12 protein-coding genes are annotated in these 12,759 nt (G+C 62.1%); 11 read left to right on the top strand and 1 reads right to left on the bottom strand.

The genetic code is table 11. The features are described 5' to 3' along the window. Positions 1-61 precede the first annotated feature (61 nt). The 11 genes from rsfS to AD659_RS24180 all read left to right on the top strand — a co-directional run bounded on the left by rsfS (position 62) and on the right by AD659_RS24180 (position 11,281). Complete coding sequence (gene rsfS / locus AD659_RS24230) at positions 62-556, top strand: ribosome silencing factor (RefSeq protein WP_053125667.1); 495 nt, start codon at positions 62-64, stop codon at positions 554-556. Between the two features lie 9 nt (positions 557-565). Then, positions 566-1,033, top strand: a complete 468-nt coding sequence (gene rlmH, locus AD659_RS24225; protein ID WP_047229490.1) for a 23S rRNA (pseudouridine(1915)-N(3))-methyltransferase RlmH — start codon at positions 566-568, stop codon at positions 1,031-1,033. 9 nt (positions 1,034-1,042) lie between these two features. Beyond that, positions 1,043-2,938 (top strand): penicillin-binding protein 2, encoded by a 1,896-nt coding sequence (gene mrdA, locus AD659_RS24220; RefSeq protein WP_053125665.1) that lies wholly within the window; start codon positions 1,043-1,045, stop codon positions 2,936-2,938. A 31-nt stretch (positions 2,939-2,969) separates the two neighbouring features. Next, positions 2,970-4,073, top strand: coding sequence for a rod shape-determining protein RodA (gene rodA, locus AD659_RS24215; RefSeq protein ID WP_053125746.1), 1,104 nt, complete (start codon positions 2,970-2,972; stop codon positions 4,071-4,073). A gap of 17 nt (positions 4,074-4,090) precedes the next feature. Then, positions 4,091-5,101 carry a lytic murein transglycosylase B gene (gene mltB, locus AD659_RS24210; protein ID WP_053125663.1) on the top strand — a complete coding sequence of 337 codons (1,011 nt, stop codon included), beginning with the start codon at positions 4,091-4,093 and terminating at the stop codon, positions 5,099-5,101. After that, complete coding sequence (locus AD659_RS24205) at positions 5,101-6,126, top strand: septal ring lytic transglycosylase RlpA family protein (protein ID WP_053125661.1); 1,026 nt, start codon at positions 5,101-5,103, stop codon at positions 6,124-6,126. Before mltB ends, AD659_RS24205 begins: the two co-directional genes overlap by 1 nt. 168 nt (positions 6,127-6,294) lie before the next feature. Next, positions 6,295-7,452, top strand: a complete 1,158-nt coding sequence (locus AD659_RS24200; protein ID WP_053125659.1) for a D-alanyl-D-alanine carboxypeptidase family protein — start codon at positions 6,295-6,297, stop codon at positions 7,450-7,452. Between the two features lie 81 nt (positions 7,453-7,533). Then, positions 7,534-7,809 (top strand): DUF493 domain-containing protein, encoded by a 276-nt coding sequence (locus AD659_RS24195; protein ID WP_053125656.1) that lies wholly within the window; start codon positions 7,534-7,536, stop codon positions 7,807-7,809. After that, positions 7,809-8,456 (top strand): lipoyl(octanoyl) transferase LipB, encoded by a 648-nt coding sequence (gene lipB / locus AD659_RS24190; RefSeq protein ID WP_053125654.1) that lies wholly within the window; start codon positions 7,809-7,811, stop codon positions 8,454-8,456. The genes AD659_RS24195 and lipB overlap by 1 nt, the downstream gene beginning before the upstream one ends. Position 8,457: 1 nt before the next feature. Further along, positions 8,458-9,480 (top strand): lipoyl synthase, encoded by a 1,023-nt coding sequence (gene lipA, locus AD659_RS24185; RefSeq protein WP_014340371.1) that lies wholly within the window; start codon positions 8,458-8,460, stop codon positions 9,478-9,480. Positions 9,481-10,348: 868 nt separating this feature from the next. Beyond that, entirely contained in the window at positions 10,349-11,281 is a 933-nt protein-coding gene (locus tag AD659_RS24180) for a S66 peptidase family protein (protein WP_053125652.1), read from the top strand. A gap of 130 nt (positions 11,282-11,411) precedes the next feature. Here the strand turns inward: AD659_RS24180 and AD659_RS24175 are convergent, their stop codons facing one another. Then, positions 11,412-12,734, bottom strand: a complete 1,323-nt coding sequence (locus tag AD659_RS24175) for a lytic murein transglycosylase (RefSeq protein WP_053125650.1) — start codon at positions 12,732-12,734, stop codon at positions 11,412-11,414. Between the last annotated feature and the right edge of the window lie 25 nt (positions 12,735-12,759).

Raw genomic sequence — 12,759 nt, 5'->3', positions numbered from 1 at the left:
CTTCAAGGCACGTGAATGCGTGTAGCGAAGCGCCCGAACATACGAGCAAAACGAGTTTTATATGACTGACAAAGACGTAAACAAAGTAAAGCGCAAGGGCACGTTCAAGAGCGCCCCGCTGCCTGTAGAGGCCCACACCGGCGTGGCGCTGGTTGGCGAAGAGCTGGTCAAGGTGGCCGTGGCGGCCCTGGAAGACGTCAAGGCCCAGGACATCCAGGTGATCGACGTTCGTGACAAGCAGAGCATCACGGACTACATGATCATCGCCACCGGTACCTCCAACCGCCAGATCGGCGCGATGCTGGACAAGGTCCGCGAAGCGGTCAAGGCCCAGGGCGTCAAGCCGCTGGGTGAAGAAGGCAAGGGCGACAGCGACTGGGTGTTGCTGGACATGGACGATGTCATCGTGCACATGATGACCGCCTCGGCGCGCCAGTTCTACGACCTGGAGCGCCTGTGGGCCGGTGCCGAGCAGAGCCGTTCGGCCAGCGCCGCGCACCACAGCCCGGAAAATCCCCATGAGCACTTCACCAAGCTCAACAAAGACCAGCAATAAGGGACCGCTGTGCGACTGCGCCTGATCGCCGTCGGTTCTCGCATGCCCAAGTGGGTGGAAGAAGGCTGGCATGAATATGCCAAGCGTCTTCCGTCCGAGCTGGCCCTGGAACTGGTGGAAATTCCGCTCAACACCCGTGGCAAGAACGCCGACGTGGCGCGCTTCATCCGCCAGGAAGGCGAAGCCATGCTGGCCAAGGTCGGGCCGAACGAGCGCATCGTCACCCTCGAAGTCCACGGCAAGCCCTGGAGCACCGAGCAACTGGCGGTGGAACTCGATCGCTGGCGGCTGGACGCGCGCACGGTCAATTTCATGGTCGGTGGCCCGGAAGGGCTGGCGCCGGAAGTCTGTGCCCGGGCCGACCAGCGCTGGTCGTTGTCACCGTTGACGTTGCCGCACCCGCTGGTGCGGATCCTGATCGGCGAACAGCTGTATCGTGCCTGGACAGTCCTGTCCGGGCACCCTTACCACAAGTAATCCTGCCCCATGCCTCAGCCGATCCGCATCAAGGACCACGAAAAAGACGCCCGCCTGGTGCGGGGTCGCGTCGTGTTCGGCGCTATTGCGGTGGTGACGCTGATCGGCGTGCTGATCGCACGGTTGTATTTCCTCCAGGTGATCCAGTACGAGTACCACTCGACCTTGTCGGAGAGTAACCGGGTACACGTACAGCCGATTCCGCCGACTCGCGGGCTGATTTTCGACCGCAATGGCGTGGTGGTGGCGGATAACCGGCCCAGCTTCAGCCTGAGCATGACCCGCGAGCGTTCCGGCGACTGGCAGAAAGTCCTCGACGTGATCGTCGAAGTGCTGCAGTTGACACCCGAGGACCGGGCGATCTTCGAGAAACGCATGCGCCAGGGGCGGCGTCCCTTCGAACCGGTGCCGATCATGTTCGAGCTGACCGAAGAGCAGATCGCCCTGATCGCGGTGAACCAGTTCCGCCTGCCGGGCGTCGAGGTGGTGGCGCAACTGGTGCGGCATTATCCCCAGGGGCCGCATTTTGCCCACTCGGTCGGCTACATGGGGCGGATCAACGAGAAGGAGCTCAAGACCCTCGACCCGGTCAACTACAGCGGCACCCACCACATCGGCAAGACCGGCATCGAGCGTTTCTACGAGGCCGAATTGCATGGCCAGGTGGGTTACGAGGAAGTCGAGACCAATGCCCGCGGCCGCGTGTTGCGAGTGCTCAAGCGCACCGACCCGATTCCCGGCAAGGACATTGTCCTGAGCCTGGACATCAAGTTGCAGGAAGCCGCCGAAGCCGCGCTCGGCGGCCGGCGTGGCGCGGTGGTGGCGCTGGACCCGAACACCGGTGAAGTACTGGCGATGGTCAGCCAGCCGAGTTTCGACCCGAACCTGTTCGTCACCGGTATCAGCTTCAAGGCCTACGCCGAGCTGCGCGATTCCATCGACCGGCCGCTGTTCAACCGCGTGTTGCGCGGCCTCTATCCGCCGGGCTCGACCATCAAGCCGGCCGTGGCGATTGCCGGGTTGGATGCTGGCGTGGTCACCGCGTCGAGCCGGGTCTACGACCCGGGCTATTACCAGTTGCCGAACTACGACCACAAGTACCGTAACTGGAACCGCACCGGTGACGGCTACGTGGACCTGGAAACGGCGATCATGCGTTCCAACGACACCTATTTCTACGACTTGGCCCATAAGCTGGGGATTGATCGGTTGTCGTCCTACATGAACAAGTTTGGCCTCGGTCAGAAAGTCTCCCTGGACATGTTCGAAGAATCCCCTGGCCTGATGCCGTCCCGGGAGTGGAAGCGAGCGACCCGGCGCCAGGCGTGGTTCCCTGGCGAAACCCTGATCCTGGGGATCGGCCAGGGCTACATGCAGGCCACGCCCCTGCAACTGGCCCAGGCCACGGCACTGGTGGCGAGCAAGGGCAAGTGGTATCGCCCGCACCTGGCCAAGACCATCGAAGGCCAGAAGCCGGTGGACCCGGACCCGATGCCGGACATCATCCTGCGCAACCCGTCGGACTGGCAAAAGGTCAATATCGGCATGCAGCAGGTCATGCACGGCGCCCGGGGTACCGCGCGCAAGGCGGCCCTCGGCGCGCAATACCGTATTGCCGGCAAGAGCGGTACCGCCCAGGTGGTGGCGATCAAGCAAGGTGAGAAGTACGACCGCTCCAAGGTCCAGGAGCGCCACCGTGACCACGCCTTGTTCGTCGGTTTTGCGCCGGCCGAGAACCCGAAGATTGTCGTGTCGGTGATGGTCGAGAACGGTGAGTCCGGTTCCGGCGTCGCCGCGCCGGTGGTGCGCCAGATCATGGACGCCTGGCTGCTGGATGAGCACGGCCAGCTCAAGCCTGAATACGCAAGCCCCATCACTGCGGAGGCTACGGCCCGTGAAGAATAATTTCGACCGGATCCTGTCCAGCGAAGACGTGATGCGCCGCCGTGCCACCTTGTTGCAGCGCATGCACATCGACGGCCCGTTGCTGATCCTGTTGCTGACCCTGGCCGCCGGCAGCCTGTTCGTGCTGTATTCGGCCAGCGGCAAGAGCTGGGACTTGCTGGCCAAACAGGCCACCTCGTTCGGCATCGGCCTGGTGTCGATGATCGTCATCGCCCAGCTCGAGCCGCGGTTCATGGCGCGCTGGGTGCCGGTGGCCTACATCGTCGGCGTCGGTTTGCTGGTGGTGGTGGACATCATGGGCCACAACGCCATGGGCGCCACCCGCTGGATCAACATTCCCGGGGTGATCCGCTTCCAGCCTTCGGAATTCCTCAAGATCATCATGCCGGCGACCATTGCCTGGTACCTGTCCAAGCGCTCCTTGCCGCCACAGCTCAAGCATGTGTGCATCAGCCTGTTGCTGATCGGCATCCCGTTCATCCTGATCGTGCGCCAGCCGGACCTCGGCACTTCGCTGCTGATCCTGGCCGGTGGTGCCTTCGTGCTGTTCATGGGCGGGTTGCGCTGGCGCTGGATCCTCAGCGTGATCGCCGCCGCCGTGCCGGTGTCGGTGGCCATGTGGTATTTCGTGATGCACGACTACCAGAAGCAGCGCGTCCTGACGTTCCTCGACCCGGAGAGCGATCCGCTGGGCACCGGCTGGAACATCATCCAGTCCAAGGCCGCCATCGGTTCCGGCGGGGTGTTCGGCAAGGGCTGGCTGATGGGCACCCAGTCGCACCTGGACTTTTTGCCGGAAAGCCACACCGACTTCATCATCGCCGTGATGGGCGAAGAGTTCGGCCTGGTGGGCATCTGCGTGCTGCTGCTGATCTATTTATTGCTGATCGGCCGGGGGCTGGTGATCACCGCCCAGGCCCAGACGTTGTTCGGCAAGTTGCTCGCGGGCAGCCTGACCATGACGTTTTTTGTTTATGTTTTCGTCAACATAGGTATGGTCAGTGGCCTGTTGCCGGTGGTGGGGGTGCCGTTGCCTTTCATTAGCTACGGAGGAACTTCGCTGGTGACACTACTGTCAGCGTTTGGGGTTTTGATGTCGATTCATACGCATCGCAAGTGGATCGCGCAGGTTTGAATAAGGTGAAGAGTTCAATGCAAGCAATGCGTGGCTGGTCGACGCGATATGCGCCGTGGATCGGCCTGGTCGGCTTCCTGGGCAGTGCGTCGCAGGCCTTGGCCGGTGAATACGAAGGCTCGCCACAGGTGGCCGAATTCGTCGGCGAGATGACCCGTGACTACGGTTTCGCCGGTGAACAACTGATGGGCGTGTTTCGCGAGGCCGAGCGCAAGCAGTCGATCCTCGACGCGATCTCCCGGCCCGCCGAGCGGGTCAAGCAATGGAGCGAGTACCGGCCGATGTTCATCACCGAGGCGCGTATCGCCCGGGGCGTGGATTTCTGGCGCCAGCACGAGGCGGCCCTGGCCCGTGCCGAGCAGGAGTACGGCGTACCAGCCCAGTTCATTGTGTCGATCATTGGCGTCGAGACCTTCTTTGGCCGCAACACCGGGAATTTCCGGGTGATCGACGCGCTGTCGACCCTGGGCTTCGATTACCCGCCGCGTGCCGAGTTCTTCCGCAAGGAGCTGCGCGAGTTCCTGCTGCTGGCCCGCGAAGAGCAGGTCGATCCGCTGACCCTCAAGGGCTCCTACGCCGGAGCCATGGGGCTGCCGCAATTCATGCCCAGCAGTTTCCGCGCCTACGCGGTGGACTTCGACGGCGACGGCCACATCAATATCTGGACCAACCCGACCGATGCCATCGGCAGTGTTGCGAGCTATTTCAAGCGCCACGGCTGGGAAGCCGGCCAGCCGGTGGTCAGCCGTGCCGACGTGCGTGGCGAGCAAGTGGACGAGGGCCTGACCGAGGGCATCGAGCCGACGAAAACCGTCGGGGAGTTGCGGGCGTTGGGCTGGTCGAGTCATGATGCGCTGCGTGACGACATGCCGGTCACCGCGATGCGCCTGGAAGGCGAACAAGGTCCCGAATACTGGATGGGCCTGAAGAATTTCTACGCGATTACGCGTTATAACCGCAGCGTGATGTACGCCATGGCCGTATATCAACTGTCTGAAGAGCTGGTCAAAGCACGGGGCGTCAAATAATGCGGGCATTGCCTACCCATCTACCCCTGAAGGCCAAACCCCTCAAGCTCGTGGCGTTGGCTGCGCTGTCGCTGTTGGTCGTCAGTTGTTCGACCAGCCGCGCGCCGGCCCAGAAAAACACTTCCGCCGTGCGCGCGACGCCCGGCCTGGATATCAACCGGGCCCACAAGGACGGCGCGCCGTGGTGGGACGTGGATGTCTCGCGTATTCCCGACGCCACGCCGACCCTGCACACCGGCCCCTACAAGGCCAACCCCTATACGGTGCTGGGCAAGACCTATTTCCCGATGGCCGATTCCAAGCGCTACGTGGCCTCGGGCACGGCGTCCTGGTACGGCACCAAGTTCCACGGCCAGAACACCGCCAACGGCGAAGTGTACGACCTGTATGGCATGAGCGCGGCCCACAAGACCTTGCCGCTGCCCAGCTATGTGCGGGTGACCAACCTGGACAATAACAAGACGGTAATCCTGCGGGTCAATGACCGTGGGCCGTTCTATTCCGACCGTATCATCGACCTGTCGTATGCGGCGGCGAAAAAACTCGGTTACGCTGAAACCGGCACCGCCCGGGTCAAGGTCGAGGGCATCGACCCGCAGGAATGGTGGGCCCAACGCGGCCGTCCGGCGCCTTTGATGCTCAACGAGCCGAAAGTGGCGCAAAATGCCGCGCCCACCGTGACGGCGTCCACCGGTACGGTCGAGCAGTGGACACCACCGCCGCAGCAACACGCCGCGGCCGTGCTGCCGGTGCAGATCGGTGCAAAAAAAAACGCTTCTGCAACAGCGTCTGGCCAGTTTCTGCAAGTGGGCGCGTTCGCCAACCCGGACGCTGCCGAGCTGCTGAGGTCGAAGCTCAGTTCGATGGTGAGCGCCCCGGTGTTCATCAGCTCGATCGTGCGCAACCAGCAGACACTGCATCGGGTGCGCCTGGGGCCGATCGGTTCTCCGGGTGAAGTCCAGCAGGTGCAGAACAGTGTGCGCCTGGCCAATCTCGGCTCGCCGAGCCTGGTCACCGCTGAATAATTGAATGAGGCCCGCTTGCGGTTGGAGCGGGTCAGGTTGTTGGCTCCATGAATAATAAAAGCCCGGCAAGGGCAGTGAGTGAGCAACTTAAATACGCGGCGACCCGTTAGAAGGTTGCCTGTTTTAGTTTTGCCTTCGGGCAGTCCCATTAGCGATTTCGAGAGACGGATGAACATCACCACCTTTGCCAAACGCCTTTGCCTGCTAGTCCCGCTGCTTCTCTCACCGACCGCGTTCGCGGTCGAGATGATGCCGGCGCCCCCTCAATTGGCCGCCAAATCCTTTGTGCTGATGGATGCCAGCAGCGGCGAGGTGCTGGTAGAGAACAACGGTGACCAGCGCCTGCCACCGGCCAGCCTGACCAAGCTGATGACCGCCTACATCGCTACGCTGGAAATCCGTCGTGGCCAGATCGGTGAAAACGATCCGGTGACCGTCAGCGAAAACGCCTGGCGCACCGGCGGTTCGCGGATGTTCATCAAGGTCGGTTCGCAAGTGACCGTCAGCGACCTGCTGCACGGCATCATCATCCAGTCCGGCAACGACGCCAGCGTCGCCCTGGCCGAGCACATCGCCGGCAGCGAAGATGCGTTCGCCGACATGATGAACAAAACCGTGGCCGACCTGCGCATGACCAACAGCCACTTCATGAACCCCACCGGCCTGCCGAACCCTGAGCATTATTCGTCGGCTCACGACATGGCGCTGCTGGCCCGGGCGATCATTCACGAAGACCCGGCGCACTACGCCATCTACTCCCAGAAGGAGTTCTTCTGGAACGGCATCAAGCAGCCTAACCGCAACCTGCTGCTGTGGCGCGACAAGACCGTCGATGGCCTGAAGACCGGTCACACCGACGAAGCCGGCTACTGCATGGTGTCTTCGGCCGTACGTGACGGCATGCGCCTGATCGCCGTCGTCTTCGGCACCAGCAGTGAAGTGGCCCGTGCCGCCGAGACCCAGAAACTGCTGACCTACGGCTTCCGTTTCTTCGAAACCCAGACCTTCTACCAGAAGGGCACCGAACTGGCCCAGGCCCAGGTCTGGAAAGGTTCGACCAACCAGGTCAAGGCCGGCCTGGCCCAAGACCTGACCATGACCCTGCCTAAAGGCCAGCTCAAGAAGCTCGCTGCCAGCATGACCATGAACCCGCAACTGACCGCTCCCATCGCCAAGGGCGACGTGATCGGTAAAGTCGAAGTCAAACTGGACGACAAAGTGGTGCACAGCGCTGACCTGATCGCTCTGGACGCGGTCGAGGAAGGTGGTATCTTCCGCCGCATCTGGGATAGCATCCGTCTATTCTTCTACGGCTTGTTCAACTGATTGAAGTGTTGACCTGCATGGCCTCGTTCCTCTCCGGAGCGGGGCCATGTGCGTTACCACGGCTTACGAGGCCGTTACGCCATGACAGACTCCGAAGTAAAGGCGCCAAAAATCGAATTTCCCTGCGCGGATTACCCCATCAAGGTAATCGGCGACACCGGCGTGGGTTTCAAGGACAAGATCATCGCGATCCTTGAAAAACATGCCACCGTTGACCACAAGACCCTGGCCGAGCGCCAGAGCACCAACGGCAAGTACACGACGATCCAGTTGCACATCATCGCCACCGGTCAGGAACAGCTCTACGACATCAACAGTGAGCTGCGGGCGACCGGTTTCGTGCACATGGTGTTGTGATGCCGGGCACGCTAGGCTTTCGCGAACTGGGCACGATGGCTTACGAGCCGGTCTGGCATGCCATGCAACGCTTCACCAACGAACGGGGCACCAGCGCCGACGATGAAGTCTGGCTGGTGGAACACCCGCAGGTATTCACCCAGGGCCAGGCCGGCAAGGCCGAGCACCTGTTGCTGCCGGGGGATATTCCGGTGGTGAAGGTCGACCGGGGCGGGCAGGTGACCTACCATGGCCCTGGTCAACTGGTCGCCTATTTGTTGCTGGATGTGCGCAAGCTGGGGTTTGGCGTGCGCGAACTGGTCACCCGCATGGAGACGTGCCTCATCGAGCTGCTGGCCAGCTACGGTGTGACGGCGGCGGCCAAGCCGGATGCGCCGGGTGTCTACGTCGATGGGGCGAAAATCGCGTCCCTGGGGTTGCGGATCCGCCACGGCTGTTCGTTTCATGGCCTGGCGTTGAACGTGGACATGGACCTGGCGCCATTCCGACGGATTAATCCCTGTGGCTACGCGGGACTGGCGATGACCCAGTTGAGCGAGCACGCAGGAACGATTGAATTTGCCGAGGTAAGTGCCCGGCTGCGCGCGCAGCTCGTCAAACACCTCGACTATGCTGAGCAGACGACCCTCACGGGCGGAATCGACTGATATGACTACTGATGCAGTGCAAACCATGATCCCGACGCTGGACGTCACCGAGCGTCCGGCCCCGCGTGCCAAGGTAGAGGCCGGCGTCAAGCTGCGCGGCGCCGAGAAGGTTGCACGCATCCCGGTCAAGATCATCCCCACCACCGAACTGCCGAAGAAACCTGACTGGATCCGCGTGCGCATCCCGGTTTCCCCGGAAGTCGACCGCATCAAGGCCCTGCTGCGCAAGCACAAGCTGCACAGCGTCTGCGAAGAGGCCTCCTGCCCGAACCTGGGTGAATGCTTCTCCGGCGGCACCGCCACGTTCATGATCATGGGCGACATCTGCACCCGTCGTTGCCCGTTCTGCGACGTTGGTCACGGCCGTCCGAAGCCCTTGGACACCAACGAGCCGGAAAGCCTGGCCATCGCCATCGCCGACCTGAAGCTCAAGTACGTGGTGATCACCTCGGTGGACCGTGACGACCTGCGTGACGGCGGTGCCCAGCACTTTGCCGACTGCATCCGCGAGATCCGCAAGCTGTCGCCGAACGTCCAGTTGGAAACCCTGGTGCCCGATTACCGTGGCCGCATGGACATCGCCCTGGAAATCACCGCCGCCGAGCCGCCGGATGTGTTCAACCACAACCTGGAAACCGTGCCGCGCCTGTACAAGGCCGCGCGCCCGGGTTCGGACTACCAGTGGTCGTTGACCTTGCTGCAGCGCTTCAAGCAGATGATGCCGCACATTCCGACCAAGTCTGGCTTGATGCTGGGCCTGGGTGAGACTGATGAGGAAGTCATCGAGGTCATGAAGCGCATGCGTGAGCATGACATCGATATGCTGACCTTGGGCCAGTACCTGCAGCCTTCGCGTAGTCACCTGCCGGTGCAGCGTTTTGTGCACCCGGATACCTTTGCCTGGTTTGCCGAGGAAGGGTACAAGATGGGATTCAAGAACGTGGCTTCGGGGCCGTTGGTGCGGTCTTCGTATCATGCGGATGAGCAGGCTAAGTTGGTCAAGGCTGAGCTTCTGGGTTCCTGAGTTTTTGGGTGGTGTGTATATCCGTTTCTTCGGTAACGGCGACTTAAGGTTCCGCCCTTACGGCGGGTCACTTTTGGAAGAGCGCCAAAAGTAACCAAAAGCGCTTTGCCCCACCACTCGGTGCCTCGCCTAGGCTCGGCATGCCTGAACGAAGGCATCGCTCCGTGGGCCGCCGCGAAGGGCCATCCATGGCCCAGCGCGGCTAACCCGGCATCCATGCCGGGTTGCCCACTGCGCAATACCTTCGTTCAGCCAGCGTGGTTAACGGGGCGCCCCAGATCAAGATCAAAAGCCAAGCGAGGCGGCCTTATAGCCGACCTGGCTCTGGCAGTCGTACTTCGATTCAATTGTGGGAGCGAGCCTGCTCGCGATGGCGGTGGGACAGTTTGCGGTGATGTTGGATGTGCTGGCCCCTTCGCGAGCAGGCTCGCTCCCACAGGTTTTTGCGGTGTATATGGATTTTGTGTCTGCTGCAGCTCCAATGTGGGAGCGAGCTTGCTCGCGATAGCAGTGGTGCAGCCACATAAATGCCAGCTCCGACCGCTTTTGCTTTTGCTTTTGCTTTTGCTTTTGATCTTGATCTGAGACGCCCCGTTAAACCACGCTGGCCGAACGCAGGCATTGCGCAGTGGGCATCCCGGCATGGATGCCGGGATAGCCGCGCTGGGCCATGGATGGCCCTTCGCGGCGGGCCCACGGAGCAATGCCGGAGTGAGGGCACACCGAGCCTAGGCGAGGTGCCGAGTGGTGGGGCAAGAGCGTTTTGGTTACTTTTGCGCTTTTCAAAAGTGACCCGCTGTAAGAGCGGAACCCTAAGCCGCCGTTACACAAAAAACGGATATACACACGATCAAAAGCCGGGAACCCCATGGCCCTAACCCCACACCACCCCGTCCCAGCACTCCCAAAAGAAGGCCTGATCGGACTAATCGCCCCCGCCGGCCCCGCCCCCCTGGACACGGAAAAAGCCATCCAATGGATGCGCGCAAGGGGCCATGAGCTGCGAATATTCCCAGGCGTCTACGAAAAGGACACCTACCTGGCCGGCAGCGACGAAGTACGCCTGAACGACCTCCACGCCGCCTTCGCCGACCCCGAAATCAAAGCCATCATCTGCCTACGCGGCGGCTACGGCACCCCCAGGCTGCTGGACCGCATCGACTTCGACCTCCTGAAACGCAACCCCAAACCATTCGTCGGCTACAGCGACATCACCGCCCTGCACCTGGCCATCAGCCGCTACGCAGGCTTCGTGACCTTCCATGGCCCGCTGCTCAACGCCGACCTCCTGGGCGACAAGGAGCCCCCAACCGTCACCTCGTTCTTCAGCCTGCTACGTGGGCAAGTAAAGGCCGGCAGCGCGCTGAACCATCCCGCGGCCTACCCATTGACCACCGTCGAGCCAGGCATCGCCCACGGACGTCTGCTGGGTGGCAACCTGTCGATCATCGCCGCGACCATGGGCACGCCTTATCAGATCGACCCCGAAGGGGTGATCCTGTTCATCGAAGACATCAACGAACCGCTGTATCGCATCGATCGACTGCTGACTCAGCTTCGGTTGGCCGGCACGTTGCACAAACTAGGCGGCGTGTTGGTGGGCGATGTGGCCGGGGTCGATGTCGAGGCGTTGAACCGATTGCTCGAACAGACCTTCGCGCCGTTGCGTATCCCGGTGTTGTCCGGCTGGCGCAGCGGGCATTGCGATCCGAACCTGACCTTGCCCATGGGCGCATTGGTGACGCTGGATGCGGGGGAGAAGCGGTTGGTGTTGGAGCAGGATGTGGTGATCAGCCGCTAAAATAGTTGTCGCTTGGAAGTTAGCCATCGCGAGCAGGCTCGCTCCCACAATTCGACCGTGTTTCCCTGACGGAACTCGGCCACTGTGGGAGCGAGCCTGCTCGCGAAAGCGGTAGTAGCCATACCGCAATTCAGCGGTTGCGCAACGCCTCAAGCAACTGGTGCGTCGGATACCCGTCGGCCGGCCAGCCAAACGACTGCTGGGCGCTGCGGATCGCCTTGCGGGTGTTGGCGCCGATGATGCCGTCGGGGTTGCCCGCGTCGTAGTTGTGCTTGCCCAGCAGGGTTTGCAGTTCCATGCGTTCGCTGCGGCTCAGGGGCAGGTCTTCCTTTGGCCATTGACCGTAGACCAACCCTGCACCGGTGAAGCGCTTCGACAACAACCCAACCGCCAAGGCATAGGACGAGGAGTTGTTGTACTTGAGGATGGCGCGGAAGTTATCGAATATCAGGAACGCCGGGCCACGATGGCCGGCGGGCAGGAGCAGGGACGCCGAGAGCTGTTTGTCATCCGGAGTGATCGGCAGGCCACCATATTCTGAAACACCCAGTCGCTCCCATTCAGCGACAGGCTTGCGGATCGTGCCATCGGCCAATGTGTAGTCGAAGCCCTCATTGAGCGAGACCTCGAACCCCCACGGCTGGCCGCGCTGCCAGCCGGAGCTTTGCAGGTAATGCGCAGTCGAGGCCAGGGCGTCGGTGGAGCTGCCCCAGATGTCGCGGCGGCCTTCGCCGTCGAAGTCCACCGCATGGGTGTTGTACGTGGTGGGAATGAACTGGGTCTGGCCCATGGCGCCGGCCCAGGAACCGAGCATTTTTTCCGGTGTGATATCGCCCTGTTGCAGGATTTGCAGCGCAGCGATCAATTGCGCGTGGGCAAAGCCCGGACGCCGTCCTTCGTAGGCCAGGGTCGCCAGGGAGTTGATCACTGACTTGCTGCCCTGGAACTGGCCGAAGTTGCTCTCCATGCCCCACACCGCCACCAGCGCCTCGCGATCGACGCCGTAGCGCTGCTCGATGCTTTGCAGGACCTGGGCGTTCTGCTGGATCAGGCTCTTGCCTTTGTTGACCCGCAGCGGCGACAACGCGCCATCGAGGTATTCCCACACGGGGCGAGTGAATTCCGGCTGGCTGCGGTCGGCCTTGATCACGCTCATGTCCGGGCTGACACCGATAAACGCGCGGTCGAACAAATCGGCACGGATCCCGGCGGCCAAGGCCTCTTTGCGAAACCCGGCCTGCCATTCAGCAAAGGTCTGGGTCGGCGCAATGGCCAGGTCATCACCGGCGGGCACCACAGGCGGCACGATGGCCGGCGCGGTCACGGCGGGAACGGTCTGGAGCGGTTGGGCGTCGGCGGCGGTAGGTTTTTCGGCGCAGGCGACAAGCAGGACAACGCTGGCGGCAACAATCATTTGGCGCAGTGGCCAACGATGGGAAAGACAGAAGGGCATGCACGGGTCCAGAAATACAAATCAG

The sequence above is a fragment of the Pseudomonas thivervalensis genome (genome assembly GCF_001269655.1).
GTDB lineage: Bacteria > Pseudomonadota > Gammaproteobacteria > Pseudomonadales > Pseudomonadaceae > Aquipseudomonas > Aquipseudomonas thivervalensis.
This window is presented reverse-complemented; position numbering and strand designations above follow the sequence as displayed.